The organism is Arthrobacter sp. B0490, assembly GCF_002929355.1.
In the GTDB taxonomy this organism is placed as follows: domain Bacteria; phylum Actinomycetota; class Actinomycetes; order Actinomycetales; family Micrococcaceae; genus Arthrobacter_D.
Genome location: NZ_PJIR01000008.1, coordinates 57,945 through 83,732, shown reverse-complemented (window position 1 = coordinate 83,732; position 25,788 = coordinate 57,945). Strand labels below are relative to the sequence as shown.

The 25,788-nt window shown below is 70.7% G+C and carries 28 protein-coding genes, 1 pseudogene and 1 riboswitch; of the genes and pseudogenes, 13 read left to right on the top strand and 16 right to left on the bottom strand.

Features of this window, described 5'->3' with window-relative positions; genetic code table 11:
* Together CXQ97_RS13175 and CXQ97_RS13170 are read left to right on the top strand one after the other, a co-directional pair.
* Positions 1-1,638, top strand: coding sequence for an ABC-F family ATP-binding cassette domain-containing protein (locus CXQ97_RS13175; protein ID WP_104181323.1), 1,638 nt, complete (start codon positions 1-3; stop codon positions 1,636-1,638).
* 62 nt (positions 1,639-1,700) lie between these two features.
* A riboswitch (guanidine-III (ykkC-III) riboswitch) is annotated at positions 1,701-1,768 on the top strand.
* Between the two features lie 10 nt (positions 1,769-1,778).
* Entirely contained in the window at positions 1,779-2,093 is a 315-nt protein-coding gene (locus CXQ97_RS13170; protein ID WP_104181322.1) for a multidrug efflux SMR transporter, read from the top strand.
* Here the strand turns inward: CXQ97_RS13170 and CXQ97_RS13165 are convergent, their stop codons facing one another.
* Positions 2,094-2,888 carry a GAF domain-containing protein gene (locus CXQ97_RS13165; protein ID WP_104181321.1) on the bottom strand — a complete coding sequence of 265 codons (795 nt, stop codon included), beginning with the start codon at positions 2,886-2,888 and terminating at the stop codon, positions 2,094-2,096.
* 208 nt (positions 2,889-3,096) lie between these two features.
* Here CXQ97_RS13165 and CXQ97_RS13160 point away from each other — a divergent pair, with 208 nt between their 5' ends.
* The gene (locus CXQ97_RS13160) at positions 3,097-3,612 is read left to right on the top strand and encodes a hypothetical protein (protein ID WP_104181320.1); all 516 of its coding nucleotides are present in this window, start codon (positions 3,097-3,099) and stop codon (positions 3,610-3,612) included.
* Positions 3,613-3,702: 90 nt separating this feature from the next.
* Here the strand turns inward: CXQ97_RS13160 and CXQ97_RS13155 are convergent, their stop codons facing one another.
* Positions 3,703-4,899 (bottom strand): TerC family protein, encoded by a 1,197-nt coding sequence (locus CXQ97_RS13155; protein ID WP_104181319.1) that lies wholly within the window; start codon positions 4,897-4,899, stop codon positions 3,703-3,705.
* Positions 4,900-5,031: 132 nt separating this feature from the next.
* Between CXQ97_RS13155 and CXQ97_RS13150 the strand changes: the two genes are divergently transcribed.
* Entirely contained in the window at positions 5,032-6,150 is a 1,119-nt protein-coding gene (locus tag CXQ97_RS13150; RefSeq protein ID WP_104181425.1) for an alcohol dehydrogenase catalytic domain-containing protein, read from the top strand.
* Positions 6,151-6,227: 77 nt separating this feature from the next.
* Positions 6,228-7,091 (top strand): aldo/keto reductase, encoded by an 864-nt coding sequence (locus CXQ97_RS13145; RefSeq protein WP_104181318.1) that lies wholly within the window; start codon positions 6,228-6,230, stop codon positions 7,089-7,091.
* A 53-nt stretch (positions 7,092-7,144) separates the two neighbouring features.
* On the opposite strand, the gene CXQ97_RS13140 is transcribed toward CXQ97_RS13145, so the two are convergent.
* Genes CXQ97_RS13140 through CXQ97_RS13130 form a run of 3 tightly spaced genes read right to left on the bottom strand, consistent with a single transcriptional unit; the run spans position 7,145 to position 9,628 of the window.
* On the bottom strand, positions 7,145-7,813 hold the full coding sequence (locus tag CXQ97_RS13140; protein WP_104181317.1) for a cyclase family protein: 669 nt from the start codon (positions 7,811-7,813) through the stop codon (positions 7,145-7,147).
* Positions 7,800-9,209, bottom strand: coding sequence for a cytosine permease (locus CXQ97_RS13135; RefSeq protein WP_104181316.1), 1,410 nt, complete (start codon positions 9,207-9,209; stop codon positions 7,800-7,802). The genes CXQ97_RS13140 and CXQ97_RS13135 overlap by 14 nt, the downstream gene beginning before the upstream one ends.
* Positions 9,209-9,628 carry a nuclear transport factor 2 family protein gene (locus CXQ97_RS13130; RefSeq protein WP_104181315.1) on the bottom strand — a complete coding sequence of 140 codons (420 nt, stop codon included), beginning with the start codon at positions 9,626-9,628 and terminating at the stop codon, positions 9,209-9,211. Before CXQ97_RS13130 ends, CXQ97_RS13135 begins: the two co-directional genes overlap by 1 nt.
* Before the next feature lie 334 nt (positions 9,629-9,962).
* On the opposite strand from CXQ97_RS13130, the gene CXQ97_RS13125 reads away from it, so the two are divergent.
* On the top strand, positions 9,963-10,661 hold the full coding sequence (locus CXQ97_RS13125) for an SDR family oxidoreductase (protein WP_104181314.1): 699 nt from the start codon (positions 9,963-9,965) through the stop codon (positions 10,659-10,661).
* A gap of 51 nt (positions 10,662-10,712) precedes the next feature.
* Here CXQ97_RS13125 and CXQ97_RS13120 read toward each other — a convergent pair.
* The 3 genes and pseudogenes from CXQ97_RS13120 to CXQ97_RS13110 form a co-directional block, all read right to left on the bottom strand.
* Positions 10,713-11,042: pseudogene (locus CXQ97_RS13120) on the bottom strand (VOC family protein); the annotation flags it as partial.
* A gap of 81 nt (positions 11,043-11,123) precedes the next feature.
* Entirely contained in the window at positions 11,124-11,807 is a 684-nt protein-coding gene (locus CXQ97_RS13115) for a YqjF family protein (protein ID WP_104181424.1), read from the bottom strand.
* Positions 11,808-11,954: 147 nt separating this feature from the next.
* The gene (locus tag CXQ97_RS13110; protein ID WP_104181313.1) at positions 11,955-13,022 is read right to left on the bottom strand and encodes a spore photoproduct lyase family protein; all 1,068 of its coding nucleotides are present in this window, start codon (positions 13,020-13,022) and stop codon (positions 11,955-11,957) included.
* A gap of 123 nt (positions 13,023-13,145) precedes the next feature.
* Between CXQ97_RS13110 and CXQ97_RS13105 the strand changes: the two genes are divergently transcribed.
* From CXQ97_RS13105 to CXQ97_RS19535, 4 genes are all read left to right on the top strand, one after another.
* Positions 13,146-13,565 (top strand): DUF1801 domain-containing protein, encoded by a 420-nt coding sequence (locus CXQ97_RS13105; RefSeq protein ID WP_104181312.1) that lies wholly within the window; start codon positions 13,146-13,148, stop codon positions 13,563-13,565.
* A 125-nt stretch (positions 13,566-13,690) separates the two neighbouring features.
* Positions 13,691-14,191, top strand: coding sequence for a MarR family winged helix-turn-helix transcriptional regulator (locus CXQ97_RS13100; protein WP_104181311.1), 501 nt, complete (start codon positions 13,691-13,693; stop codon positions 14,189-14,191).
* Positions 14,188-14,400: a hypothetical protein gene (locus CXQ97_RS13095; RefSeq protein ID WP_104181310.1), complete on the top strand. Its 213-nt coding sequence runs from the start codon at positions 14,188-14,190 to the stop codon at positions 14,398-14,400. The genes CXQ97_RS13100 and CXQ97_RS13095 overlap by 4 nt, the downstream gene beginning before the upstream one ends.
* Positions 14,401-14,576: 176 nt before the next feature.
* Positions 14,577-14,906 carry a hypothetical protein gene (locus CXQ97_RS19535; RefSeq protein WP_146069648.1) on the top strand — a complete coding sequence of 110 codons (330 nt, stop codon included), beginning with the start codon at positions 14,577-14,579 and terminating at the stop codon, positions 14,904-14,906.
* 163 nt (positions 14,907-15,069) lie between these two features.
* Here the strand turns inward: CXQ97_RS19535 and CXQ97_RS13085 are convergent, their stop codons facing one another.
* From CXQ97_RS13085 to CXQ97_RS13075, 3 genes are all read right to left on the bottom strand, one after another.
* Positions 15,070-15,702 (bottom strand): uracil-DNA glycosylase, encoded by a 633-nt coding sequence (locus CXQ97_RS13085; RefSeq protein ID WP_104181308.1) that lies wholly within the window; start codon positions 15,700-15,702, stop codon positions 15,070-15,072.
* 543 nt (positions 15,703-16,245) lie between these two features.
* Entirely contained in the window at positions 16,246-17,373 is a 1,128-nt protein-coding gene (locus CXQ97_RS13080; RefSeq protein WP_104181307.1) for a Gfo/Idh/MocA family protein, read from the bottom strand.
* A complete protein-coding gene (locus tag CXQ97_RS13075; RefSeq protein WP_104181306.1) occupies positions 17,370-18,104 on the bottom strand; it encodes a sugar phosphate isomerase/epimerase in 735 nt (244 codons plus the stop codon). The genes CXQ97_RS13080 and CXQ97_RS13075 overlap by 4 nt, the downstream gene beginning before the upstream one ends.
* A gap of 111 nt (positions 18,105-18,215) precedes the next feature.
* Between CXQ97_RS13075 and CXQ97_RS13070 the strand changes: the two genes are divergently transcribed.
* A complete protein-coding gene (locus CXQ97_RS13070) occupies positions 18,216-19,238 on the top strand; it encodes a LacI family DNA-binding transcriptional regulator (protein ID WP_104181305.1) in 1,023 nt (340 codons plus the stop codon).
* Positions 19,239-19,269: 31 nt separating this feature from the next.
* Here the strand turns inward: CXQ97_RS13070 and CXQ97_RS13065 are convergent, their stop codons facing one another.
* From CXQ97_RS13065 to CXQ97_RS13055, 3 genes are all read right to left on the bottom strand, one after another.
* Positions 19,270-19,557, bottom strand: coding sequence for a hypothetical protein (locus tag CXQ97_RS13065; protein ID WP_104181304.1), 288 nt, complete (start codon positions 19,555-19,557; stop codon positions 19,270-19,272).
* Between the two features lie 290 nt (positions 19,558-19,847).
* Complete coding sequence (locus tag CXQ97_RS13060) at positions 19,848-20,516, bottom strand: peroxiredoxin-like family protein (RefSeq protein ID WP_104181303.1); 669 nt, start codon at positions 20,514-20,516, stop codon at positions 19,848-19,850.
* A 137-nt stretch (positions 20,517-20,653) separates the two neighbouring features.
* Entirely contained in the window at positions 20,654-21,460 is an 807-nt protein-coding gene (locus CXQ97_RS13055) for a DNA-formamidopyrimidine glycosylase family protein (protein WP_104181302.1), read from the bottom strand.
* Positions 21,461-21,719: 259 nt separating this feature from the next.
* Here CXQ97_RS13055 and CXQ97_RS13050 point away from each other — a divergent pair, with 259 nt between their 5' ends.
* Both CXQ97_RS13050 and CXQ97_RS13045 read left to right on the top strand, forming a co-directional pair.
* On the top strand, positions 21,720-21,971 hold the full coding sequence (locus CXQ97_RS13050) for a hypothetical protein (protein WP_104181301.1): 252 nt from the start codon (positions 21,720-21,722) through the stop codon (positions 21,969-21,971).
* Positions 21,972-22,068: 97 nt separating this feature from the next.
* Entirely contained in the window at positions 22,069-22,503 is a 435-nt protein-coding gene (locus CXQ97_RS13045) for a YtxH domain-containing protein (RefSeq protein WP_146069647.1), read from the top strand.
* A gap of 52 nt (positions 22,504-22,555) precedes the next feature.
* Here CXQ97_RS13045 and CXQ97_RS13040 read toward each other — a convergent pair whose 3' ends face one another.
* Positions 22,556-23,521: an NAD(P)/FAD-dependent oxidoreductase gene (locus CXQ97_RS13040; protein ID WP_104181299.1), complete on the bottom strand. Its 966-nt coding sequence runs from the start codon at positions 23,519-23,521 to the stop codon at positions 22,556-22,558.
* A 55-nt stretch (positions 23,522-23,576) separates the two neighbouring features.
* Complete coding sequence (gene malQ, locus CXQ97_RS13035) at positions 23,577-25,748, bottom strand: 4-alpha-glucanotransferase (protein WP_104181298.1); 2,172 nt, start codon at positions 25,746-25,748, stop codon at positions 23,577-23,579.
* Positions 25,749-25,788 lie beyond the last annotated feature (40 nt).

Sequence of the window (25,788 nt, the reverse complement as noted above, 5' to 3'; positions counted from 1 at the left end):
ATGACTGCAACCCTCGTGGCGAAGGACCTGTCCGGGGGCCACGCCCACCGCACCCTCTTCTCGAAACTCGACCTGACGGTCGCACCCGGGGACGTCGTGGGCGTGGTGGGCGCGAACGGCGCCGGCAAGACGACGCTCCTGCGCCTGCTCGCGGGAGCTGACACCCCGCTCGCCGGCACCGTCCGCACCACGCCTCCCGGTGCCTTCGTGGGCTGGCTCCCGCAGGAGCACGAGCGCCTCGACGGCGAGACCGTCGCCGCGTACCTCGGGCGCCGTACCGGTACGACGGCTGCGACGACGGCCATGGAGGACGCGGCTGCCGCACTCGGCAGCGGGGCGAAGGGCGCAGACGACGCCTACGCCGTGGCCCTCGACCACTGGATGGCGTCCGGGGCCGTGGACCTCGAGGACCGCATGCCGTCCGTGCTGGCGGATGTCGCCGGGGGCATCGATCCCGCGTCCCTCACCTCCTCCCTCTCCGGAGGGCAGCTCGCCCGGGTGGCCCTCGCGGCCCTGCTGCTCAGCCGCTTCGACGTCGTGCTCCTCGACGAGCCGACCAACGACCTCGACCTCGCCGGCCTCGAACGCCTCGAGGCGTTCATCCAGAACCTCCGCGGCGGAGTGGTCCTCGTATCCCACGACCGTGAGTTCCTCGCCCGCTGCGTCACCACCGTCGTCGAGCTCGATCTCGCGCAGAACAGGGTGGCCGTGTACGACGGCGGCTACGACGCCTTCCTCGAGGAGCGCGCCGTGGCGCGGCGGCACGCCCGCGAGGCGTACGAGGAGTACTCCGACAAGAAGCAGGACCTCGTGGGCCGGGCCCGGACGCAGCGCGAGTGGAGCTCCCAGGGTGTGCGCAACGCGATGAAGAAGAATCCCGACAACGACAAGATCCGGCGCAAGGCGAGCGCCGAGTCCTCCGAGAAGCAGGCGCAGAAGGTGCGGCAGATGGAGTCGCGCATCGCGCGGCTGGAGGAGGTCGAGGAGCCGCGCAAGGAATGGCAGCTGCAGTTCACCATCGGGTCGGCGCCGCGCTCCAGCGCCGTCGTCGCGACCCTGAACAACGCCTCCGTCACGCAGGGCGGCTTCACCCTCGGTCCGGTCTCGCTCCAGGTCGACGCCGGTGAGCGCATCGGGATCACGGGCCCGAACGGCGCCGGCAAGTCCACCCTGCTGCGCCTGCTGCTCGGCCACCAGCAACCCGACGACGGCGCCGCCGCCCTCGGGTCGAGCGTCGCGGTCGGGGAGATCGACCAGGCACGCGGTCAGCTCTACGACGCCCTCCCCCTCGGCGCGGCCTTCGAGGCGCTCGTACCGGAGCTGACGCAGGGCGAGGTGCGGACGCTGCTCGCGAAGTTCGGGCTCAAGGCGGACCAGGTGCGCGCCGTCGTCGGGTCCCTCTCCCCCGGCGAGCGCACCCGCGCCGGGCTCGCCCTGCTGCAGGCGCGCGGCGTCAACCTCCTCGTCCTCGACGAGCCGACCAACCACCTCGACCTCCCGGCGATCGAGCAGCTCGAGGACGCCCTCGAGTCCTACACGGGCGCGCTGCTGCTCGTCACGCACGACCGCCGACTGCTGGAGAACGTCCGCCTCGACGGACGCTGGAGCCTCGAGGGCGGCCGGGTGACGGTCGGCTGAGGGCCTGCTGCCGACCGGTCTGCTCCCGCGCCCCTCCCGGCCGCTTCCGTGACACCATGGACGTAGAAGCGGTATCTACCGCTCTCCGGACGAGGGGTGCCGTACCCGGTGTGCGACAAGACGGCCCGTAGGAGACAGTCATGGCCTGGATCGTCCTCGTGATCTCGGGAGTCCTCGAAGCCGTCTGGGCGACCGCGCTCGGCAGGTCGGAGGGCTTCAGCAAGCTCGGGCCGACGGTCGTGTTCGGCATCGCCATCGTCGTGAGCATGGCCGGCCTGGCCTACGCCATGCGGACCCTGCCCGTCGGGACGGCCTACGCCGTCTGGGTCGGGATCGGCGCGGCCCTCACCGTCGTCTACGCGATGGCCACGGGTACCGAGCCCGCCTCGCTGCTGAAGATCGTGTTCCTCCTCATGATCGTCGGCGGCGTCATCGGGCTGAAGCTCATCCACTGACTAGACGCCGATGAGCCCCTCGACGGATGCCACGAGGATCCGCAGGGACCGGGCGTCCGCCAGGGAGAACCCGCGGGGCCGGTCGGCGACGACGCAGAGCGAGCCGATGTGCCAGCCGCCCGGCCCGAGCACGGGATAGCCCGCATAGAAACGGAGGTGCGGCGCCCCGACCACGAGGGGATCCGACGACACCCGGGGGTCGTGCAGTGCGTCGGTCACGATGAACGGTCCCGCCCCGTCGATGGTGCGGTGGCAGAAGAACGCGTCGTGCGGGCCGGCCGGCTCCAGGCTCCCCGAGGCCGACGTGACGACCCGTCGCTTCCTCGTCCCGAGGGCGAGCGAGGAGGAGCAGCCCGGGAAGCGGCGCGCGGCCTCCGCCGTGATGGCGTCGAACTGCTTCCCGTTGGCGCCGCGCAGGAGCCCGGCCCGGTCGAGCGACTCGGCACGCAGTTCCTCCGCCGCCGCGGCGCTGGCGAGGGGCCGGATCAGATCCGCGGGAAGCACGTCCGAGTCGCTGTAGGACCCGAAGGCCTCCGCGCCCCGCCAGGCCCGATCGGTGCGCAGCGGTGCCCGCCCCGGAGGCGCCGGCCTCTCCTCGACCAGGAGGTTCACCGCACGGGAGATCAGGTCGCGGTCCGTCCGCGGAGCCGGGGACAGGCCGTTCAGGTAGCCGTCCACCAGGATGCCCTCGCCCGTCCCGCCGAGACCGACGTAGACGACCCACACCTCGAAGGCGTCCACGCCCGCGTCGACGAGGACCTGCCGGGTCAGCCACTGCTGGGTTATTGCCTTCACTGCGGATCCGCCCTGATCGGCGCCAGTACTGACCGGGATTCGGCGCGGCCTCCGACCCGGATGTGTCGCTTCTCCAGGTTTCCTCGATGCCCGCTTGAGGTGCGTCGGTGACCTTGCGCCAAAACTGAGCCGGGGCGGCGGCTGACTTGAGATGCGTCATGGAGGATCGAGGGAGGATCGACCCGGTCCGCGACGAGGAGCTTCCGACATGCAGCACGACGACACCCGGACGGCGATGGATTTCGCCGGGCTGTCCGGGTACGAGACCTGGATGCATTACTGCGCCGCGGGCGGACCCACCGACTACCTGGAGTTCGACGCCTACCTGCACGGCCTGCACACGCTCGACGGCGAGGACGCGGACCTGGTCTCGCAGGCCGTCAACGAACTCATCGACGACGTGTGCACCGCCGAGGAGGCGGGGTTCTGCCGCGCCCCCTACTCGTGGCGCCCGCCGGAGGAGGCCTGTCCCGCCGTCGTGCACGGGGACGACGGGTTCGACGACGGGTTCGACGACGGGTTCCCGCTCGGACTCCCGGTGGAGGGCCTGGCGGCACCGCACACGGCGGCGACGTTCGGCTCGCGCCATCTGGTGGGACTCGACGTCGGCGCGCTGTCCTGCAGCCCGGGCATCCCCCTGCCACCCGGCGCTCCCCTGGAACTGCTCGGCGACATCCTCGACAGCGGCGTCATCGGCCGCGCCCTCTCCGGCGACCGGACGTAGCGGCCGGACGTAGCGGCCGGAGGGAGCGGCCGGAGGGAGCGACCGGACGTAGCGCCCGGACGGAGCGGCCGGACGGAGCGGCCGGAGGGATTACCGGCCGGGTTCGCGCTCGAGTGCGGCGTCGTGCTCGGCGTGCGCCTTGCGGATCATCTCCATGAACACGGTCTCGTTGCGGATGAGGCGCTTGTACTTCTCGGGGAGCTTCCTGAGGTCCTCCTCCTCGGCGCACAGCCGCTCGAAGATCTTCTCGCGCTCGGCGATGTCCGTCTCGTAGTTGAGGTCGAGGTATTCGGCGGCGTGGCGCTTGGCACCGGAGATCGCGTTCTTCGCCTTGCCCTTGGGGCTGAGGACGGAGGCCAGGACGGTGACGATCAGGACGCCGAGGATCACACTGAGGGAGAGCCCGGTGCTGATCTCGACGACATCGACGTGCTCCCCGTTGTTGATGAACGGCAGGTTGTTCTCGTGCAGGGCGTGGAGGATGAGCTTCACGCCGATGAACCCGAGGATCACGGCGAGGCCGTAGGACAGGTAGATCAGGCGGTCCAGCAGCCCGTCGATGAGGAAGAACAGCTGCCGCAGGCCCATGAGGGAGAAGGCCGTCGCCGTGAACACGATGAACGTGTTCTGCGTCAGGCCGAAGATCGCCGGGATGGAGTCGAGGGCGAACAGGATGTCGGTCGCGCCGATCGCCACCATGACGAGCAGCATGGGCGTCAGGACCCGCTTCCCGTCCTCGATGGTGAACAGCTTGTCGCCGTCGTAGTGCTCCGAAGCCGGGAGGAAGCGCTTGGCGAGCCGGATGATGAGGCTCTCGCTCTCGTCGTCGTGCCCGCTGGGCTTGAGCAGGTTGCCGGCGGTGATCAGCAGGATCAGGCCGAAGATGTAGAACACCCAGGCGAAGCTGTTGATCAGGGCGGCCCCCAGGAAGATGAAGCCGGTGCGGGCGATGAGCGAGAAGACGATACCGAACAGCAGGACCTTCTGCTGGTCCGCCCTCGGCACCTTGAAGCTCGACATGATGATGAGGAACACGAAGAGGTTGTCGACGGACAGCGCCTTCTCCGTGACGTAGCCGGCGAAGTACTCGGTGCCCATGGTGGGCCCGCCGAAGACCAGCACGCCGACGCCGAACAGGAGCGCGATCCCCACGTAGATCGAGGACCAGACGGCGGACTCGCGAAGGGTGGGCGTGTGCGCCTTGCGCACGTGGAAGAAGAAGTCGAACAGGAGCAGCCCCACGATGCCGATCACCGTGGCGGTCCAGACGTAGATCGGTACTTCCATGGGGTCTCCTCGGGGTTCTGCCGGCCTCGGCCTGTTGTGCTCGCGTGTTCAATTGTGCCCGTCCGAACCCGCAACGCCCCTAGAATGGCGCAGACCGCACGATCATGACGAGGAGATGCGATGAGCCCGATGATGCGCGCCGCGGTGCTTCGCGCCGCCGAACTGCCCGCCCCCTACACAGGGAGCAACCCCCTCTCCCTGGAATTGGTTCCCGTGCCCCGGCCCCGTGCGGGCGAGGTGCTGGTGCGGATCGCCCGCGCCAGCCTGTGCCATTCGGACCTGTCCGTCATCAACGGCTCACGGATCCGCCCGCTGCCCATGGCCCTCGGACACGAGGCCGCCGGCGTCGTCGAGCAGGTGGGCGACGGCGTGGAGGGGGTGCGCGCCGGGGATCGCGTGGTCCTCGTGTTCGTCCCCGCCTGCGGCTCCTGCCGCGCGTGCACCGCGGGACGGCCCGCCCTCTGCTACCGGGGCGCGGAGGCGAACGGCACCGGCGACCTCCTGCACGGGCCCGCCGTCCTGAGGACCGCCGACGGCGAGCGCATCAACCACCACCTCGGTGTCTCGGCGTTCGCCGACTATGCCGTCGTGGCCCGGGAATCGGTGGTGGTGATCGACGACGACGTGCCCTTCGACATCGCGGCCATGTTCGGCTGCGCGGCCCTGACGGGTATCGGCGCCGTGCTGAACACCGCAGCGGTGAAGGAGGGGCAGTCCGTCGTCGTGTTCGGGCTCGGCGCGGTGGGACTCATGGCGGTGATGGCCGCGGCCCAGGTGCCCGGCGCCACCGTCATCGCCGTCGACCCCCTGTCGTCCAAGCAGGACCTCGGGTTGCGCTGCGGTGCCCAGTACGCCGGCGCACCGGCGGACGCCGCCGCGCTGGTACGGGACGCGACGGACGGCGGGGTCGACGTCGTGATCGAGGCCGTGGGCAGCGCGCGCGTCATGGAGACCGGCCTGCAGCTGCTCGCCCGCGGCGGCGCGCTGGTGTCCGTCGGCCTGCCGCACCCGGACCAGCAGCTCACGACGCAGGCGCTCCAGTTCGCCGGTCTCGGCCGCCGCCTGCTCGGCTCCTACATGGGCGACGCCGTGCCCGAACGCGACATCCCGGCGTACCTGGACCTGTGGCGGCAGGGCCGCCTTCCCGTCGAGCTGCTCCACACCGACACGCGCCCCCTGTCGGACCTGAACGAGAGCCTCGACGCGCTCGCGGAGGGCCGCGTGGTCCGGAGGCTCTTCACCCTGGACTAGGGGCCGGCTTCCCGGTCGCGGGGAATTCGGAAGCATGCTTACCATGTGGCAGCACGTCTATCCGAAGGAGAACGACAATGCAGCAACGCTCACTCGGCGGAATCCCGGTCAGCGCCCTCGGTCTGGGCGGCATGCCCATGTCCATCGAGGGCCGCCCGGACGAGGACCGCTCGATCCGCACCATCCACGCCGCCCTGGACGCGGGTGTCACCCTGATCGACACGGCGGACGCGTACCACCGCGACGCCGACGAGGTGGGCCACAACGAGTCGCTCATCGCGAAGGCCCTGGCCGGCTACGGCTCGGACGGTTCGCGCGTCCTCGTCGCCACCAAGGGCGGACACCTGCGACCCGGCGACGGATCCTGGACGCTCGACGGTCACCCGGACTACCTCAAGGACGCGGCGAAGGCCTCCCTGAAGCGGCTCGGCGGAGACGCGATCGGCCTCTACCAGTACCACCGCCCGGACCCGGAGGTGCCCTACGAGGACTCCATCGGCGCCCTCAAGGAGCTGCTCGACGAGGGTGTCATCCGCATGGCGGGCATCTCGAACGCCACCGTGCACCAGATCCGCAAGGCGAACGAGATCCTCGGCGGGAAGCTGGTCTCCGTGCAGAACCAGTTCTCGCCCGCGTTCCGGTCCAGCATGGACGAACTGCAGTACTGCGGCGAGAACGGCATCGCCTTCCTGCCCTGGAGTCCCCTGGGCGGCATCAAGAAGGCAGGCGGACTCGGCGAGCAGTTCACGCCGTTCCAGCAGATCGCGGACCAGCGCGGCGTGAGCCCGCAGCAGGTATGCCTCGCCTGGGAACTGGCGCTCGCCGAGACGGTCATCCCGATCCCGGGCGCCTCGCGCCCCGAGAGCATCGGCGACTCGGCACGGGCCTCGGAGCTCGAGCTCTCGGCCGACGAGATCGCCGTGCTCTCCAGCACCGACTGATCCCCTGCACGGACGCCCGCGCCCCTCCGGAGGCCGGGCGTCCGTGCGCCGGGCTAGCCTCGCTCCACCGGACCGGCGCCGGGATCCATGGCGACCGCGCGGACGGGTGCTCCGTCCGCGCCCTCGAGTGCCAGCGGGAGCACCGAGACCAGCGGACGGTCCCAGTCCACCGCGTCGAGGTTCGCGAGATTCTCGACGATCACACCGCCCGCGCCGAGGAACACCGTATGGAACGGCAGGACGCCCCCGTTCCGCAGGGTGGAGTCGGGGTTGAGGGTGTCGACGCCGACCACCGTGACGCCTGCCGCCAGCAGGGCCTCGGCCACGTCGACCGCGAGGACCGGATGCTCGAGGTAGCGGGGCGAGCCGAAATGTCCGGACCAGCCGGTGTGGAACAGCACCATCGCGAGACCGGCGAGATCCTGGAGCTGGTCGGCGACGGCCTCCCACCGGATCACCGCGTGCGGGTCGGGGGACCCGCACCGCACGATCCGCGCCCGGCCCACGAGCCGTGCGAGGTCGATGCCGTCCACCGCCTCGCCCCCGAGGACCGAGTGCAGTGGTGCGTCGAGGTGCGTGCCGGTGTGCGACCCGGCGTGGAGGGACGCCACCTGGTACCCGTCCTCGGCGACGGTCGCCACCGTGGTCACGGTGACCTCGGGATCGCCGGGGTAGACCTGCATCCCGGTGCGGATCGGCTGGGACAGGTCAGTGATCCGCATGTGTCCGCCCGGTCTCGGGCAGGTCCAGGAGGTGGACGTGCGGCCGCCGCGTGCGGTCGATCCGCCGGGTGGCCACAGCCCAGCCGAGGTACAGCAGGGCGGAGAGCACGAAGGTGGGGATGGTGGCCCCGATCGGGCTGGGGACCACGTACGTCAGCAGCAGGGATGCGCCGGCCCCGATGATCCACACCAGGACGGCCGCCACGTTCACGCCGCCGGTGTACCAGTACTCGCCGTCGCGGCCCCGCAGGATGTCCCGGCCGTAGTGGCGTGAGCGCACGAAGTAGTAGTCCACGATCATGATGGCGAACACGGGGATGAACATCGCGCCGATGACCGTCAGGAACGCCGTGAACCGGTCGAGGAGGGCGAGCCAGGTGGAGCCGAGGATCGAGACCGCCCCCAGGACGATCGCCGTCGGGAGGAACGTGATCCTGCGCGAGGGCGCCATGTTCACCACGGAGGCCACCATGCCGTAGACGACCATGGTGTTGGTGGCCATGACGGACAGGAAGATCACGACGGCCAGCGGAGCCCCGAACGCGGCGACGATCACGGTGGGATCGAACGCGACCGCCTCGCCGCCCTCGAGCACCACGTACCCGATGGCGGTGGCGCCGAGCGTCATGGCGAGCACGGTGGACAGGGTGTACCCGATGCCCGAGCCGATCATCCCTGCCGCCTGGGTCCGCGCGAGGCGGTTGAACTCGGCGGACAGGACGGTCCAGGAGATCGCGGTCGCGATGACGACGTCGAGCGCGGCGACGGGGGTCCACCCGGCGGCGGCATCCTGCGGGATGGCGGAGAAGTCGGCCGGGCCGTGCGCGAGGAACGCGGTGGTGAAGATATAGGCCATGAACGCGAGGATCACGAGGGCGAGCCACGGTTCGACCCGCGCGATGCCCGCGTGGCCGAAGATGGCCAGGCACACCACGAGCAGCTGGCACAGGACCGAGAACAGGACGGGGCTCGAGAAACCGGTGGCCTGCTCGACCAGGAAATTCACGGTGACCCCGGCGAGCATCGCCTGCACCCAACTCCACCCCATCAGGGTCACCACGTTCGCGGCGACCGGCAGGAAGGACCCGCGGAGCCCGAAGGACCCCTTGGTGAGGGACATCGTGGGCAGGCCCGTGCGGGTGCCCATATTGCCGACGAGCACGAGGACCGACCCGCCGATCAACGTGCCCAGGACGATCATGCCGACCGCCAGGCCCCAGTTGATGCCGGGGACGAACAGCGTCCCGGTCAGCAGGGTCGTGACGACGAGGTTGGCCGCCAGCCAGATCATCCCCATGCGCACCGTTCCGAGGGTGCCCCGGAGGGGCCCGTACCCGTCGGAGTTCTGGTCGAGGTGGTCGGACAGGCGCCGGTAGGCGGACGGGCTGGTCGTCATCACGCACCCTCTTCCGGGGCGTCGGCGGGGATCGGGCTGAGGTGCTCGTGGACGGCTTCGACGGCCGTCCCGGAGCGGCGGAACACGATCGTCTCGCGTTCCCGGGTCGTGTCGGAGACGCCGTCGACCGAGGTGGTCGTCCGGACGTCATGGGTGAACACCGCCGTATCCCCGAGGAGCTGCACGCGCGCGTTGCTGCTGATGCACCCGGTCACGCGCCAGCCGTCGGCGAGCCACCCGGCCCAGAGCTGCTCGTACGCGCCCCTGCTGTCGAGCCGCCGCTGCTCGGTGTGGAACACGAAGGTCGCATCCTCGGCGAAGGAGCCGAAATAGGCGCGCGTGTCGGTGGCGCGGAAGGCGTCGACCAGGGCGGTCGCCGCCGTGAGGACGTCTTTGTCCGTCAAAAACTCGTTGGGCATGGGGCCTCTACTGTCTTCTTGTTGTCTCCCAGTGAACATTTGTTGTCTCGTGATCATGAGTGACGCAGACCACGGATGTCAACGGGCGGTCACCTTCGAGCCCCTCCGGGTCGGGCCGCCGCGCCGGGTGCACGCAGGAGGGCGTCGGTACCGATGTGCCTGCCTGCGGCCGGCCGCCGTCGTTCCTGCCTTTGCCAGCCCGAGCGGGCGTTCCATCGGCGTGTCGCCCATCGCCGCGCATCTCGCCGTCGAAGAACCAGGAACGACAGCGTGGTCGGCCTCCCGGCAGGCGGACCCTGCGCGCCCGCAGGTGCGCATTGCTAGGGTTGCTCCCATGTCCTCGAACCCCGTCGCCCTCATCACCGGCGCGTCCCGCGGCATCGGCCGCGCCATCGCCGACGAGCTCGCCTCCACCCACCACCTGCTCCTCGGTGGCCGCGACCTGACCGCCCTGGCGGACCTGTCGTCGTCGTTCCCGTCGGCGGAACCCTTCGCGGCGGAACTCCGCGACGCCGGACAGGTGGCCGCCGCGGTCGCCGGGATCCCCCGGATCGACGTCCTCGTCCACTCCGCCGGGGTCCTGCGCATGGGCTCCGTGGCCGAACTCTCCGACGACGCCTGGCGCGAGAGCTTCGAGGTGAACGTCTTCGCGGTCGCAGCACTGACGCGGGCGCTCCTGCCCGCCCTGCGAGCGGCCCGCGGCCAGGTAATCACCATCAACAGTGGCTCCGGCTTCAGTTCGGGAGCGGGTTCGGCCGTGTACAGCGGCACGAAGTTCGCACTGCGTGCCTTCACGGACGCCCTGCGGGACGAGGAGCGCCAGCACGGCGTACGGGTGAGTTCCATCCACCCCGGTCGGGTCGCCACGGACATGCAGGAGGAACTGCACGCCTGGGAGGGCAAGGACTACCAGCCGGAGGCGTGGATCCAGCCGGACCAGGTGGCCAAGGCCGTCCGGCTCGCCGTCGACGCGACGCGTGAGTCGACGATCGAGTCCCTCAGCATCCGCCCCTCGGGCATCTCCCTCGGCTGAACCCCCTGCAGGCTCGCCTGCGACCCGGATTCGGCTGACACAGAGGCAGAACGGGTGGCCCGCGGGATCGAGGAACACGCGGAACGTGGTTCCGGGCTGGTGCTCGTGCTTGCTCGCACCGAGGGCCATCACGGCCGCTTCCGCCTCGTCGAGGTCGTCCACCACCAGGTCGAGGTGTGCCTGCCGAGGTCGCTCGGAGGAGGGCCACGCGGTGTAGTGCTCCACCTTCTGGAAGCACAGGCTCTGCCCGTAGTCCGCCCGGATCTCGGCCCAGTCGTCCTCCACGTCGCTGGTCCAGCCCAGCATCTCACCGTAGAAGGCCGCGAGCGCTGCGGGGTCGGGGCAGTCGAGGACAGTGGTGGGGAATCGCGCAACGGTCATGAGGCCGAACCTGGTCCCTCCTGCGGAAACGGCCGTCCTCGGGACGGCGCAGCGGCGCGGCAGTGCAGCCAGGGGGACCGGTCAGGGACGGGGAACCACGCGTGGCTTGCCGAACTGCGTCTGCACCCCGGGCGAGAACAGGACCGACTCGGGCGGACCCTCCACGCGGAGCCCCGCCGCGGCGAGGAGTCCGTCGTCGAACTCGGTCAGCGTGGCGGGACGGAGCGGCCACGGGGTGTGGGTGTTCGGGATGTAGAGGGTACGCCCGCCGAGCGTGCTGTGCAGCCCGAAGCGCGCCGTGAGCTCCAGCGACAGCGTGTCCTCCGCCGTCGCTTCCGGGTCCGGCCGCACGGCGAAACGGGACCCCGCCTGGTTGCGGTACCGCTCGACGGCGTACCCGTACTCCTGCTGCGTACCCGTCCCGTGTGCCAGCGGTGAGCACCTCGACCAGACGTAGGGGATGCCGCCGGCCCTGGCGGCGAGCACGACGGCGAGGCGCGAGGCGTCGAGCGTCACGAAGACGACGCCGCGGGTGCCGTCCGGTCCTCGTGAGTACAGCCGCACGTTGATCTCGGTGAAGGATCCGAAGTAGGGCACCGGCAGGCCCCTGCCCAGCCCCGCGCCGATCATCCGGAAGCCGATGAGGCCGACCCACGAGGACCCGTCCACCTCGTCGGGCACGACGCCGGGCGGCATGTAGGCGGCCACCGCGCGCACGTCGATCCGCCAGTGCAGGAACACCGCGTCCGCCCAGTACTGGTCCATGATGACGGGGCGCGGCAGCTCGGGGGCGAGGTGCCACGCCGGGTCCTGGTAGTCGGTGCTCACGGGCATCCTCCGAGTATGCGTCCTCCGGGTGCGTTCCACCCGGTCCGGGCGGCTCGGAGGCCGGAACGCCGCACCGTGCCCGGCCTAGAAGGCATAGCGGATGCGGCAGTAGGGCAGTTCGGTGGCGGCGAGGCGGAGGAACTCGTCCAGGTAGCCGCGCTTCTCGTAGGCGATGTAGCGCACGTTGGCGAAACCGTTCTGGGAGCGCTTGGTCTCCTGGAGGTCGGGCCGCCAGAGGATCTCCTCGGCCTGGGGATGCCATCCCAGGTTGACCTCGTGCAGCTGCTGGTTGTGCGTCAGGAAGATGACCTCCGCGGCGAGCTGCTGCTTCGCCGCCGGCGACAGTGCAGAGTCGACCTGCCGGAAGAGCTCGCGCCAGTCCTCCTGCCACCCGGGAGTGATGATCACCGGGGAGAAGTTGACGTGGACCTCGTAGCCCGCCTCCGCGAAGTCGTTGATGGCGGAGATCCGTTCCCCGACGGGCGTGGTCCGGACGTCCACCGTCCGGGCCAGCCGCTCGGGCATGAGCGAGAAGCGCACGCGCGTGCGTTCCTGCGGATCCCAGGTCAGCATGTCCCGGTTGACGTACTTCGTGGCGAAGGAGAGCTTGGCGGTGGGCAGGTCACGGTAGAGGTCCACGAGGTCCCGCACGTTGTCGCTGAGGAGTGCGTCCACGGAGCAGTCGCTGTTCTCGCCGATGTCGTACACCCATGCGTGCTCGTCGCACTGGTTGGGCTCCAGCTTGATGCCCTGACGTGCCACGTGGCGCTCCAGGTAGCCACTGATCTGGTCGATGTTCGCGAAGACCGTGATGGGATTGCTGTAGCCCTTGTGGCGCGGGACGTAGCAGTAGGCGCAGGCCATCGCGCAACCGTTCGCGGTGGACGGCGCGATGAAGTCCGCCGACCGTCCGTTGGGCTTGGCGGTGAGGCTCTTCTTGACGCCGACGATCAGCGCCTCGGTCTTGATGCGGACCCAGCGGCGCACGTTCGCCTCGTCACCGCTCAGCTCCGGGATCCGCCAGTGACTGGCGACCTCGACGACGTCGGCGTCGGGCCACCGGGCGAGGATCTCCTTGCCGCGCGGGAGTTCGGCGGCGGCCGGTTCCACGTAGATCCGGCTGATCTGGAGCAACTTGCTGGCCTGGAGCATACGACCTCTCGACGGTGGGGCTTTGCCTCGACGATATCCACTGCCACCGACACTTCTGGCCTGCCGGCTCCGGTCCTAGAGTGAGGGGACGGAGCCACCCGGGCGCCGTGAAGGGGGCAGGACATGGCCGAACTCCGTACGCAGCCGACGCAGCAGGACCCGGTGGAGTTCATCGGTACCGTGGCGCATCCGACGCGCCGCAGGGACGCCGAGGTGCTGCTCGACCTGATGGGCCGGGTGACGGGTGAACCCGCGGTGATGTGGGGGCCGACGATGATCGGTTTCGGGCAGTACCACTACAGGTACGCCTCGGGTCACGAGGGCGACGCCCTGGCCGTCGGCTTCTCCCCGAGGGCCTCCGCGCAGGCGCTCTACGGGCTGCTGGCCGCCCCGGAGGCCGAGCACCTGCTGCCGCGACTCGGCCGTCACCGGCGCGGCGCCGGGTGCCTGTACATCACCTCCCTCGCAGGCGTGGAACTCGGGGTCCTCGAGGAGCTCGTGCAGCGCGGCCACGAGTTCATGGTGACGGAGAATTTCACCTGACGGACGGGGTCCGGGGGCCCGGCGGACGATCACCGGCCCGTACCGGAGCTCGTGCGTGACCGGACCTGGAACGGTAGTACACTAACCGTTAGCGCCCTAATGGTGCGGTGAAATCCGGAGGACGAATGACGACGACCCTTGACGACGATCTGCTGCTCGAACGGCAGTTGTGCTTCGCGCTGTCGGTGGCCTCGAGGAGCGTGGTCGGTGCCTACCGCCCGGTGCTCGAGCAGCTCGACCTGACCCACCCGCAGTACCTCGTGATGCTCGCGCTGTGGGAGAAGAGCCCCCGGACGGTCCGCGACCTGGGCCGGGCACTCGCCATGGAGTCCGCGACCCTCTCCCCCATGCTCAAGCGGCTCGAGGCCCAGGGCCTGCTCACCCGCACCCGCGTCCCCGGCAACGAGAGGGCCCTCGCCGTCGGCCTCACGCAGGCGGGCAGGAACCTCCGCTCGGCGGCGCGCCAGGTGCCCGCCACCATGATGGAACGGCTGGGACTGACACGCGAACAGGTCGAGGCCCTCAACGACGCCATGCACTCCATCATCCGCGCCACGGGGACGGAACTCCCCGGCTCGCCGCGCACCGACGCCGTCCGCACGACACCAGGAGAGACCCCGAGATGAGCAACAAGGAACCCCTGTCCTCACGCTTCATGAGCGCCACGGGGAAACTGCGCATGTTCTTCGGGCCGGCCGCGCGTGGCACCACCACCGGGCCGATCGTGTACCGTGACGACGAGGCACAGCGGCGCCGGCAGGAGGAATTGCAGCAGTGGACCGTGGTGCGCAATCCGGACGGGTCGACCTACCTCACCACCAAGCGGGAGCAGTAGCGGCCGCGGGGCTGCCCGCCGGCGGCGGACCGCGCCGCGGGGTCCTTCGGGCGAGCTGCGGAAGTCCTGCGTCGGACTTGGCATGAACAGTGCGCTTCGGATGGCAGACTGTCCCTGACAATGTCGTGTGCCCATGGGAACTACTGGGCGCTTTCCTGACCCAGCAAAGGTCTCTCATGAGTACACAGTGCCCGGCTGCTCCGACGTCCCTCGACGCGGCAGCCTCTCCCCGGACCGCGCTCCTCGCGCCGGGCGGTCTCGCGCAGGACGCCGGCGCCGCGGCCGATCATCTCGCCCTCGAATCGACCGAACTCCTCGACACCCTCGAGCAGACCATCGCGCGCCTCGCCCGGGCGCACGGCGCGTGCGTCCCCCCGGCCGGAGACCGTTCGGCCGACGACGAGGCCTTCGACTGGGTGCAGCAGTCCCTCGAGGACATCGCGGCGACCCTCCGGGGGCTGGCACTCGGACGGGCCGCCGAGTCCTGGGTGGGCAAGACGCCGTAGCGGGCCCTCGGCGGCGCGGAGCGCGGCGGGGCGGAGCGCGGCGGGGCGGAGCGCGGCGGGGCGGAGCGCGGCGGGGCGGAGCGCGGCGGCAGCGGTCCCGCAGGAACGCCGTCGACCGCCCGGCTCGTGAACCGGAGCGGCCGACGGCGCCTTCAGCGCCTGATCAGATGGACTGGCGGGCGCGGATGCCCGCCCTGCCCATCGCGTCGGTGTAGGCGGACTGGATGTCCTTCAGCCACTGCTCCTGGCTGGCGGGAGTCCCCTTGAAGGCGCGCTCGCCGGGGGACCGGACTTCGTAGATCTTGAATCCGCGCTTCGCGATGGCGCGATTCTCCAGCTTCATGAGGCGACGCGCGGCCTTGTGGGCGTCGGCTCCGTGGGCGACGAGCGCGGAGGCGCGCGGCACCTGCTGCAGGAACGTGAGCAGCGGCTTCACGCCGTCGGCGATCTGCTCCATGGTCAGGGCCCGCTCCTTGCCTTCCGGCAGGTACCACGGGTAAGCGTTCCATGGCATGACCGCATCCGGCTGCAGGCCTACTGCCTCGTAGATCCCCGCCATGCGGATGGAACTCGGGTCGTCGTTCTCGAACGAGACGAAGCCCGAGGGCAGCGACGCTCCCGGGCTGGAGAAGAGACTGACGATCTTGCAGCCATCCACGTCGTGGATGGGATCGATGTAGGGGACCACTGATCCGGGCTTCGACTCGGCCAGCGTGTCGCACAGCCGGTTCACGTCCTCTATCCGTGGATCGTAGCGTTGTTCCCATTGCTGGTCCCGATACGTGGGGTCTGCCATGCGCTGTACCAATTCTGCCTCCTCGCGGACGGCGCCAGAGGTGACGCGAACGTGTCCGCAGGCTTCCAGCCTACGCCAGTGTGACTCCGATGCCGGGGGCCTGGCCGATGACAGGCCCTGGACGGGCCCGTCGGTCGTGCCTCGGGGGCGGAGGCCCAGAGGTCGATGTCGGACTCGACGGCGTATTCGTCGATGCTTCTGGGTTCCTCGGCCGTGAGGTCCAGGCGCTCCACCGCGGTGAGGCCGTCCTCGAGCTGAGCGACGCTGGAGGCCCCGATCCAACGACGTCCCCGCCGCCGCCCGCGCATCCTCCGGCACCCCGCCCGGGTACCGGTCCGTCACGACACCGCCGGCAGCAACAACCCACTCACCCCCACCCGCCGATACGGCATCGAAGCATCACGATCATCAGCAGGGTGACAGGTCATCGGTGGCTCCTCCGTTCGGGGAGGGGGAGGCGGGGCCGGCGGATGCTGACGGCACGCGACCGTCGTCGGGCCTGGACGACGGTCGCCACGGAGCGACTCGTGGCGCCCGCCGGGATCAGGAGAGGGTGGACGCGTACGGGTCCCAGTCCTCGGGCAGCGGATCGGCAGCGGTCGCCGTGCTCGAGAGCGAGACGAACTCGCCGGTCTGGATGCTCTCGGAGATCGAGACCATGGCGTCGAGCACGTGGTACGCCGTCTCGCCCTGGGCGCGGTGGGGACGGCCCTCGCGCAGGGCGCGCGCCATCTCGAGCACACCGCTGCCGCGGGTCGACGTCGCGCCGACCGCGGGGACGACCTCCGGCGCGTCGCTTCCACGGCGCGTGAGGAGGAGGTCACCCGTGAAGTTGTTCGGGTCGGGGAACGCGAGCGTCCCCTCGGTCCCGGTGACCTCCACGAAGCCGGCCCGCTTGAGCGGCGAGTCGAAGCTGAAGATGCTCTGCGAGGACTCGCCGTCCGCGAACTGGGCGATGGCGCTGACGTGCGAGGGGACCGTGACGTCGAAGACCTCGCCCGCCTTCGGGCCCGAACCGATGGTCCGCGTCCCGCGTGACCTGGAGCCGAACCCGGCCACCTTCGTAATGGCACCGAAGGTCTGCACGAGGGTCGTCAGGTAGTAGGGCCCGATGTCGAACAGCGGCCCCGCGCCCTCCTGGAAGAGGAAGGCGGGGTTCGGGTGCCAGGACTCGGGGCCCGGGGACTGCATCAGGGTCAGCGCCGTCAGGGGGACTCCGATGTCGCCACGCGCCACGAGGCGCAGTGCGGTCTGCAGTCCCGCCCCGAGGAACGTGTCGGGTGCGCAGCCGAGGCGCATCCCGGCGGCGTCGGCGGTCTTCAGCAGCCCGATGCCGCTCTCCCGGTCCAGGGAGAAGGGCTTCTCGCTCCACACGTGCTTGCCCGCGTTGACGGCCGCGGTGGCCACCTCGACGTGCGCGGCGGGGATGGTCAGGTTGACGACGATCTCGACGTCGGGGTGGTCCAGGGCGTCCTGCACGCCGCCGGAGGACGGCACCCCGAACTCGGTCGCACGGGCGGCTGCCACCTCCTCGAACATGTCGGCGACGACGTGCACCGTCACGTCCGGGAAACCCGTCAGGTTCGTCAGGTACTCCTTGCTGATGACCCCCGCGCCGATGACGGCGATGCCGACGGGCCCGGTCCGCTGCGCTCCCGTTCGAACGCTCATTTTCGTCCTTCGTTCAGGTACGTGAGGCTGTCGGCGACGGCGGTGAAGATGTCGCCCTCGAAATCGTCGAGTTCGACGACGGCGGCGTCCAGTCCGGGGGCGGCGTCGAGGACGTCCCAGACGCGCATCCTGCCGGAACCGACGGCGACCTGCTCCTTGTCGTTCCTGGTGAGCGGGCCGTCCTTGATGTGGACGAAGCGCACGCGGTCACCGAGGCGGCGGAGCAGTGCCACGGGATCCTCACCGCCGACGGCGGCCCAGTAGGTGTCCACCTCGAGGACCACCTCGGGGTCGAGGTGACCGGCGAGCACCTCGAGCGCGGACGTGCCGTCGATCCGCTCCTCGAGCTCGAATTCGTGGTTGTGGTAGCCGACGGTGATGCCGTACCCGGCGCCCTTCCGGGCTGCCGCGTTGAGGGCGTCCGCCGTGGCCCTGATGTCCACCTCCGTCGTCCAGTGGGACCGCTCCACGTGCGGGTCGATCACCGTACCGATGCCGAGCTTGCGAGCCGCCTCGAAGATCTCGTCCTGGTCGGCACGGAGCAGCGGCGCATGGCCGGACGGGGCTGTGAGTCCGTTCTCCGAGAGGGCGGCGGCGAGTTCGTCGGCGGTGGCGACGAAGTTGTAGGGCTCGACGGCGGTGTAGCCGAGCGCGGCGACGCGCCCGATGGTGCCCGGCAGGTCCTCCCCCAGTGCTGTCCGCAGTGTGTAGAGCTGGAGTGAGTACGTCACGGAGAATTCTCCTCGCTGAGAAAAGGGGTCACTGAACCGGTTCAGGCACTACACGAACCTAGGGGATCTGCGGGAGCGGGTCAAGCAAATCCCGGGGCTATTGTGGGAGCCATGGCCAAGGAAACCATTGCCGGTCTGGCGAGGAGGCTGGGCATCTCGAAGGCATCCGTGTCCTACGCCCTCAACGGCCAGCCGGGTGTCAGCGAACTGACCCGGCGTCGCGTCCTCGACCTCGCCGAGGAACTCGAGTGGTACCCGAGTTCCTCGGCGCGCGCCCTCTCCCGGTCCCGGGCGGGCGCGGTGGGGATGGTCCTGTCCGCCGATCCCCTCCTGATCGACACCGAGCCGTACTACATGGCGATGCTGGCCGGGATCGAGACCGCGCTGGCGGCGGGGGACGTGGCCCTCATGCTGCGGATGGTGGGCAAGGATCCGGCGCAGGAGCGCGCCACCTACGAGCGCTGGGCCGGCGAGCGGAAGGTGGACGGCGTCCTGGTGTTCGACCACCTCCACGACGATCCACGTCCCGCCCTCCTCGACCGGCTGGGCATGCCGTTCGTGCTGCACGGCGCGCCCGGATCGGCGGGGCCGGCCGCATTCTCCGGGACGACGACGGACCACGCCGTCGACGCCGCCACGATCGTCCGCCACCTCCACGACCTCGGGCACCGTCGGGTCGCGCACGTGTCCGGGCCGCGCACCTTCCTGCACGAGGAGGAGCGGATCGGGGGCGTGGCGGCGTGTGCCGCTACGCACGGGATGGAGGTGGTCCCGTTCGAGGGGAACTATGCGCTCGGTGCGGGGCACGACGCCGTCGTGTCCCTTCTACGGGATCCCGGCGACCGGCCGATCACTGCGGTGGTCTTCGGCAACGACCTCATGTCCATGGGCGGACTGCTCGCCCTCCGTGAGCTCGGACTGCGCTGTCCCGAGGAGGTCGCGCTCGTCAGCTGGGACGACTCGCTGCACTGCCAGCTGGCGTCGCCGGCCGTCACGGCGCTGTCCCGCAACCCCGGCATGCAGGGGCGGGTGGCGGCGGAGCTCCTGCTGGCGCTGCTGGAGACCGGCACCTTCCAGACCCGGCCCATGCCGGTCAGCGAACTCGTGGTGAGGGCCAGTACCGCCGCGGGATGACCGTGGCCGGTCAGATCCCCGGGTCGCCCGGTCAGGGATCCGCCGGCAGGATGCCCTCGTCGCTGTAGGGGGCGCGGGGCACGGGAGGCAGTTCGTCGATGAGTTCGTTGACCGCGTGCGAGAGGATGTCCGCCTGCTCCGCCGGGAGCGGCACGAGTCCCTGCAGGTGGGCTTCGAGCTCGGTCTGGCCTGCGACGCCGGTGTACTCGAAGTACCGCAGCCACACCTCGTGCAGCATCAGTCCCGAGGACTCGATCGCGAGCAGCGTGAGCCGGCGCTGCTCCTCATGCGTCCGGCGGCCGCTCGTCGACTCCCTCATCCGATCCCCGCAGGGGCACGGATGATGCTTGGGCAGGCAGGGTCCGGTGCGATTCTCACGGTGACAACTTCCGACCCCGCGCAGGGGTGAGTAGGCATCGCGGCTAGTGGCTGAACCGGACGAGGAGCCTGGAACACAGCACTCCTGGCTCCAGTGTATGTCGCCCGAGGCCGGAGCGCGGGTCCAGCCGGGGCTCGCGGAGGGTAGAGATGTGTGAGCCCGGTGCTGCCCGTCGGGTGCCGTGCGCCGGCGGGATACGCGGCGGCCCCGCCTCCCGCCGGAGGCCCTGGCTACAGCGCGATGAGGGCGTCGATGATGTCGCACGTCTCTGTCCGGGTGGTGTAATCCACCCGGACGTCGATCAGGCGGATGGTCCCGGTCGCGTCGGCGACGATCACCGTGGGGAAGGGGATGGCCGCCGTGCGGTCCATGTTGTACCCGGCGACGTCGATGCCGAGCGCCGCCCGCGCATGGACCGACTCGGGGCTGGGCACCGTCACGATGCCCAGGTGTGCTGCCAGCGCATTGCCCTTGTCCGAGAACATCGTGAAGCGGAGTCCCGCGTCGCGGGCCGCACGCATCGCGGTCGAGGGCGCCTGCGGGCTGATCGCGACGAGTCGCGTACCGAAGGCCTCGACGACCGGACGGAGCTCGTGCTGGTAGGTCTTCAGTGCGATGCTGCAGTAGGGACACCACGCGCCGCGGTAGAAGACGATGATGGCCGCTGCAGCCCCGAGGGCCTCGCCGAGCCCGATCCGGTGCCCGTCCCGGTCGTACAGGTGCGCGTCGGGCAGCCGGTCCCCCACCTGCGCGATCCCGCCGGGTAGCCCTGCCCGGCGCAGGTCCTCCTGTTCGCGGGCGAAGACCGCGGCCAGTTCCGGACCGATGCGCGCCTCGAAGGTCGGCGTGAACTCCTCGACCTGCGACGCGATGGTGCTCGTGAATGCCGGTGTCTGCATGATCCAATCCCCTCAGCACAACCGCCGCGGGAGCCTCGAACCCGCGGCTGGACCCATTGTCGTCCACGGTCCAGGAAATGCCCAGCGCCTCGCCGGTGAACGGCCAGGATCGACTCCCGGGCCGGCCCCCGCCGCGGTCAGCCGGAGGAGCCGGGAGGCTGGCAGCGCGGACACCACCAGGTACGACGCCGGCCCGGGTCCCCCGGCACCTCCGCACGGACGAGCACTGTCGTCCCGCAGCGCAGGCAGGGCCTCCCGGCCCGGCCGGCCACCCAGTGCTGCTCACCCCTGCGGGTGTTCCCCGTGGTGACCTGGTGCGCGCCGGGCTGCGTGGCGGAGAAACGGAGACAGCGGGCACCGAGTGCCACCAGGGCGGGTACGTCGACGTCGGCCATGACCGTGTCGGGGTGGAGCCCGCGCAGGAAACAGAGCTCGTTCGCCCACAGATTGCCGAATCCGGCGACGTTGCGCTGGTCGAGCAGGGCCGCGGTCACGCGCTCGCCCGGGTCGCGCCGGAGCCGGCGGGCCGCGTCGTCCGGCGACCAGTCGTCCCGCAGCGGGTCCGGCCCGAGGTGCCCGACGACATCGTGCTCGGCGCGTGTCGGCAGCAGGTCGACGACGGGGAGGTCCAGCCCGTAGGCCGTCGGCCCGTCGGCCACCTCGAGGATCACGCGCGCCTCCGGCAGCAGTCTGCGCGGCAGCCTCCGGCCCGGCGCCGTGACGGTCCAGGAGCCCTGCATCAGCAGATGGGTATGGAGCGTGAGTCCGCCGTCGAACCGTGTCAGCAGGTGCTTTCCGTGCGTGACATGCTGCAAGACCCGCCGGCCGTCCAGCGCGGCTGTCGCGTGCGCCGGGACGCGCAGGTCCCCCCGCAGGAGGGTGCGGCCGTCGAGCGACCGCCGGAGGCGCACGGCCAGGCGGAAGACGCTGTCACCCTCGGGCATGATCCCCTCCCGCCGCCTGGCGCACCGCCGTCGGTCGGCCGGTCCGTAGGAAGGGTAGCGCCCGCCACGGACAGGGGAAGCGGGCTGCGTCGTCCCGGGCCGCCGAAAGCAACGTGGCGCCCACCGCCGGAGGGTGGTTGCGACTTCCGTTCCCGGTGACGGACCGATACTGTGGGGATCTGCCGGGCCCTGCCCGTCACGCGCGGTCTTGAAGCGGGCCCGGTAGCTCTGTCCACCCCGTATTACCGAACAGGCCCCCATGAACAGCAGACTGTCGCCCTCAGAGGACTTCCCCCAGGATCTCACCGCACTCGATCTGGCCGAGGCGGAGGTCCTGAACAGCAGGATCCACCGCGAGCTCGACCATGAGTACGCCGAGGACGGCGAGGCCGCCCCGGAGACCGAGTTCCGGCACGAGGAACTGACCGAGGAACTGGATCGGCGCGACCGGCAGCCCGGAGCCACCGGCGCGGGCGCCGACCTCGCCGCTACGGAGCTTCGCACTTCCTGACCCTGCCGGCGGACCGGCAGGCGGAAAACTCCCCTCGCCCACGTCGGTGAGGTGGTCTAGATTCGAAGGCAACGCAATCCAACGATCGGAGAAGAGCATGAAGAACAAACTTGTTTTCGCGGCAGGGATGGCCGCCGGTTACGTCCTCGGCACGCGGGCCGGCCGGGAGAGCTACGAGCAGCTCCGGTCGAAGGCGCAGAAGCTGTGGAACGACCCGAAGGTACAGGACAAGGTCTCGTCGACCACCGACACCCTGAAGAGCAAGGCGCCCGCGGTCCAGGACTCCCTCAAGGGCGTGCTGAAGAAGGGCGGGAGCTCGAAGGACGGGGCGAAGTCCCCGGACACCCCGGGCAAGGACATCGGGGCGAGCGGGGACCTCCCCCTCGACGTACCGCCGGTCGTCACCGCCATGGACGCGGGAAGCACCGGGACTGCCGGCACCACCGGCCCGAGCGGCGGCGATCCCCGCCACGTCGAGGACACGCCGTTCGGGGCACAGGACGAGGACACCCGGCCCGACCTCAAGGGGTAGGGCTCGCACGAGGAAGGGAGGTCCGGCTCGCGCCGGGCCTCCCTTCCTCCTGTCAGACGCCCTCGCTCACGGCTTCCTCCGCGTCGAGGCAGACCGCGCAGTCGGCCTCCACGAGCATGGCGTTGACGGCGACGGCGACCCGGTACGCGTCGCCTGCGGCGGGTACCAGTTGGGCCGCCGGGTCCGCCGCATTGCCGACGGCCCACACCCGGTCCACCGAGGTGCGCCCGATGTCGTCGGTGGAGACGCAGCCGTCGTCCCGCAGCTCGCATCCGAGGGCGTCGATGAACGGCAGGGCGGCATCGGCGCCGGGCTCGCAGAACACGGCGGCACACGGGTGCTGCGACCCGTCGTCCAGGCGGACGCCGCGCAGCGCCCGGGAGGTGTCGTCGTCCCCCGCCTCGAGCACCAGGCCCTGGACGCGCCCCTCGGCGATCCGCACCCCGCGGGAGCGCAGGCGCCGCTCGTCGTCCTTCGACAGCGGTTCGAGGGCGTGCGGGAAGAACGTCACGTCGTCCGACCACTGCCGCACCAGCAGCGCCTGGTGGAGGGACGTCGGGGAGGACCCCAGCACGCCGAGAGGCCGGTCCCTGACCTCCCAGCCATGGCAGTACGGGCACTGCAGCAGGCCCCTGCCCCAGGCCTCACGGGCTCCCGGCACGTCCGGCAGGACGTCGCGGAGCCCCGTGGCCAGCACGAGGTGCCGCCCCTGGACCGATCGGCCGTCCGCGGTCGTGACGGACCAGCCCTCCTCGACCTCCCGGGCCCCCTCGGCGCTGCCGTGGAGGAATTCCACGCCGTACGGCTCGAGGTCCTGCCGCCCCAGCGCCACGAGGGTCCTGGGCGCCGTGCCGTCCCTCGTGAGAAATCCGTAGGCCGCGTCGGCGGGGGCGTTGCGCGGCGTTCCCGCGTCGATGACGAGGACGTCCCGCCGGGCCCGTCCGAGGACGAGCGCGGCGCTCAGCCCCGACACCCCTCCGCCCACGATGACGACGTCGTACGCCTGTTGCCTCTCCATCCGTCCATCCGATCACGCGGCGCGGCGGGGCCGCCGCATCAGATTGTCCTTGCCATCAGGCTGCCGGCCCTGCTGTTCCCCGGCCGTCGGCCGCGAGGCCCAGCGATGCGACGAGCGAGGCGAAACGCCGGTTCCGGGCGAGGTCCTCGACGAGGACGGCCTTGCCGTCCGCGTCCGCGAGCGGGATCCGCCAGTTGGGGTACTCGTCGCTGGTGCCGGGCTGGTTCTGGGTGCGGCGCTCCCCCACCGCGTCCGCGAGCGCCACGCCCAGCAGCACCGACGGGGTCTGGGCGATGAAGCCGTGGAGCGCCTCGACGGTCTGCCGCACGTCGGGCGATGCACCCTCCAGGAGGCCGCGCCGGCGCAGGAGGGCGAGGAACTTGTCCTGGACGGCGCGGTCCGCCGCCTGCTCCTCGGCCACCGGACGGCTGAGCAGGCCCAGCCTCTCGCGCAGCACCACGTGCTCGCCCGCCAGGTAGCCCGCGCTCGGGGGGAGGTCGTGCACCGTCACGGTGGTCAGGCAGCCCGCCCGGTAGGCCTCGGGCGGAAGGGGGCCGTCCTCGTCCTGCTCGAACCAGAGGATCGAGGTGCCGAAGACACCGCGCTCGCCGAGGTACTCCTGCACCCCCGGCTCGAAGACGCCGAGGTCCTCGCCCACCACGACCGCCCCGGCCCGCTCGGCCTCCAGGACGAGGATGCCGATCAGCGCCTTGTGGTCGTAGTAGACGTAGGCGCCCGCGCCCGGCGCCTCCCCCTGCGGGATCCACCACAGGCGGAACAGCCCCAGGATGTGGTCCACGCGGATACCGCCTGCGTGCCGCAGGATGTTGCGGAGCATGTCGCGGAAGGCGGCGTAGCCGGAGGCGGCGAGGCGTTCCGGGTGCCATGGCGGCTGGCTCCAGTCCTGGCCGTGCTGGTTGAACATGTCCGGCGGGGCACCGACGCTGATCCCGGCCGCGAGCACGTCCTGCAGCGTCCACGCGTCGGCGCCGCTCGGGTGGACGCCCACCGCGAGGTCGTGGACCACGCCGATGGGCATCCCCGCATCGGTGGCCTCGAGTTGGGCCTCCTGCAGCTGTTCGTCGAGGAGCCACTGCAGCCACTCGTGGAACTCGATGCGGGCCGCATGGCGCTCCGCGTACTCCCCGGCACCCGCGGAACCCGGCCGCCCGACCTCGTCCCATTCCGGGGCGCCCGGAGGGTAGGTCTCGGCGAGCGCTGACCAGAGCGCGAAGTCGGACAGCCCCTGCCCCTGGTGCGCGCGGTAGGCGTCGAACGCGTGCTGGCGCTGTTCCGGGCGCGGGTGGGCGAACACGAGTTCGAGCGCCTCGAGTTTCGCCGCATAGGAGGAGTCCCGGTCGAGCAGCTCGGTCGCGGTGTTCGCCTCGGCGAATCCGGCGGCGAGCGCGCCGATCCGCGCCCGGGCGGCGTCGTCGAGCCTCGCGTACTCGGGGATGTCCTCGACGCGCAGGTAGAGGGGGTGGAAGTAGCGTCGCGTGGTGGGCAGGTACGGGGAGGGCTCCACGGGAGGGACGGGCTCTGCGGCATGCAGGGGATTGACCAGGACGAAGCCGCCGCCGTGCCCTGCTGCGGCCTGTGCCAGCCGGCCCAGATCGGAGAGGTCGCCGATACCCCACGATTCGGAGGAGCGGACGGAGTAGAGCTGCGCCATGAGGCCCCACGTGCGGGAGTCCGTCAGCGCCGCCGTCGTGCTGAGCCGGTCCGGTGTGACCACGAGGGTGCAGGACGTCTCCCGCCCGTCCACACGGGCGGAGACCGTGTGCCAGCCGAGCGGCAGTGCATGCGGCAGCAGGCCTTCCCGCCGCTCGAGGTCCTGTCCGTCGACGGTCCGGGCTCCGACGGCTTCGCCGACCGTGCCGGTGTAGTGCACGCCGTCCTCGTCGACGGCCCGGAGCTCCACCTCCGCGCCGGCGGGCACGTGCAGTATCACCGGATCCGTGTCGCTCTGGCGGACGACGACGACGGCAGGGAGCACCGAGCGCCACGGGCCGTCCTCGACGTCCGTCAGCGACTGCCCGACGGCGGCATCGGAGGAGGCGTCGACGCCGAGCGCCGCGAGGACGGCGACGAGGGTCTCCGGTGCGACGCGCGCGGGGCGACCGTCCCACCCCTTGAACCTCGTCCCCACGCGATGCGCCTCGGCGAGGCGCTCGAGGGGCGTGGGTTCCGCGGGGGCTGCTTCTTCGTGCTGCGTCGTATCGGCCATGCCTCCAATCTAGGCATGCAGAAGCAGGCGGTACATTCGG

Coding starts and splice junctions, on each gene's coding strand:
- CXQ97_RS13175 (WP_104181323.1), top strand. CDS start 1: ATGACTGCAACCCTCGTGGCGAAGGACCTGTCCGGGGGCCACGCCCAC.
- CXQ97_RS13170 (WP_104181322.1), top strand. CDS start 1,779: ATGGCCTGGATCGTCCTCGTGATCTCGGGAGTCCTCGAAGCCGTCTGG.
- CXQ97_RS13160 (WP_104181320.1), top strand. CDS start 3,097: ATGCAGCACGACGACACCCGGACGGCGATGGATTTCGCCGGGCTGTCC.
- CXQ97_RS13155 (WP_104181319.1), bottom strand. CDS start 4,899: ATGGAAGTACCGATCTACGTCTGGACCGCCACGGTGATCGGCATCGTG.
- CXQ97_RS13150 (WP_104181425.1), top strand. CDS start 5,032: ATGCGCGCCGCGGTGCTTCGCGCCGCCGAACTGCCCGCCCCCTACACA.
- CXQ97_RS13145 (WP_104181318.1), top strand. CDS start 6,228: ATGCAGCAACGCTCACTCGGCGGAATCCCGGTCAGCGCCCTCGGTCTG.
- CXQ97_RS13140 (WP_104181317.1), bottom strand. CDS start 7,813: ATGCGGATCACTGACCTGTCCCAGCCGATCCGCACCGGGATGCAGGTC.
- CXQ97_RS13135 (WP_104181316.1), bottom strand. CDS start 9,209: ATGACGACCAGCCCGTCCGCCTACCGGCGCCTGTCCGACCACCTCGAC.
- CXQ97_RS13130 (WP_104181315.1), bottom strand. CDS start 9,628: ATGCCCAACGAGTTTTTGACGGACAAAGACGTCCTCACGGCGGCGACC.
- CXQ97_RS13125 (WP_104181314.1), top strand. CDS start 9,963: ATGTCCTCGAACCCCGTCGCCCTCATCACCGGCGCGTCCCGCGGCATC.
- CXQ97_RS13115 (WP_104181424.1), bottom strand. CDS start 11,807: ATGGACCAGTACTGGGCGGACGCGGTGTTCCTGCACTGGCGGATCGAC.
- CXQ97_RS13110 (WP_104181313.1), bottom strand. CDS start 13,022: ATGCTCCAGGCCAGCAAGTTGCTCCAGATCAGCCGGATCTACGTGGAA.
- CXQ97_RS13105 (WP_104181312.1), top strand. CDS start 13,146: ATGGCCGAACTCCGTACGCAGCCGACGCAGCAGGACCCGGTGGAGTTC.
- CXQ97_RS13100 (WP_104181311.1), top strand. CDS start 13,691: ATGACGACGACCCTTGACGACGATCTGCTGCTCGAACGGCAGTTGTGC.
- CXQ97_RS13095 (WP_104181310.1), top strand. CDS start 14,188: ATGAGCAACAAGGAACCCCTGTCCTCACGCTTCATGAGCGCCACGGGG.
- CXQ97_RS19535 (WP_146069648.1), top strand. CDS start 14,577: ATGAGTACACAGTGCCCGGCTGCTCCGACGTCCCTCGACGCGGCAGCC.
- CXQ97_RS13085 (WP_104181308.1), bottom strand. CDS start 15,702: ATGGCAGACCCCACGTATCGGGACCAGCAATGGGAACAACGCTACGAT.
- CXQ97_RS13080 (WP_104181307.1), bottom strand. CDS start 17,373: ATGAGCGTTCGAACGGGAGCGCAGCGGACCGGGCCCGTCGGCATCGCC.
- CXQ97_RS13070 (WP_104181305.1), top strand. CDS start 18,216: ATGGCCAAGGAAACCATTGCCGGTCTGGCGAGGAGGCTGGGCATCTCG.
- CXQ97_RS13065 (WP_104181304.1), bottom strand. CDS start 19,557: ATGAGGGAGTCGACGAGCGGCCGCCGGACGCATGAGGAGCAGCGCCGG.
- CXQ97_RS13060 (WP_104181303.1), bottom strand. CDS start 20,516: ATGCAGACACCGGCATTCACGAGCACCATCGCGTCGCAGGTCGAGGAG.
- CXQ97_RS13055 (WP_104181302.1), bottom strand. CDS start 21,460: ATGCCCGAGGGTGACAGCGTCTTCCGCCTGGCCGTGCGCCTCCGGCGG.
- CXQ97_RS13050 (WP_104181301.1), top strand. CDS start 21,720: ATGAACAGCAGACTGTCGCCCTCAGAGGACTTCCCCCAGGATCTCACC.
- CXQ97_RS13045 (WP_146069647.1), top strand. CDS start 22,069: ATGAAGAACAAACTTGTTTTCGCGGCAGGGATGGCCGCCGGTTACGTC.
- CXQ97_RS13040 (WP_104181299.1), bottom strand. CDS start 23,521: ATGGAGAGGCAACAGGCGTACGACGTCGTCATCGTGGGCGGAGGGGTG.
- malQ (WP_104181298.1), bottom strand. CDS start 25,748: ATGGCCGATACGACGCAGCACGAAGAAGCAGCCCCCGCGGAACCCACG.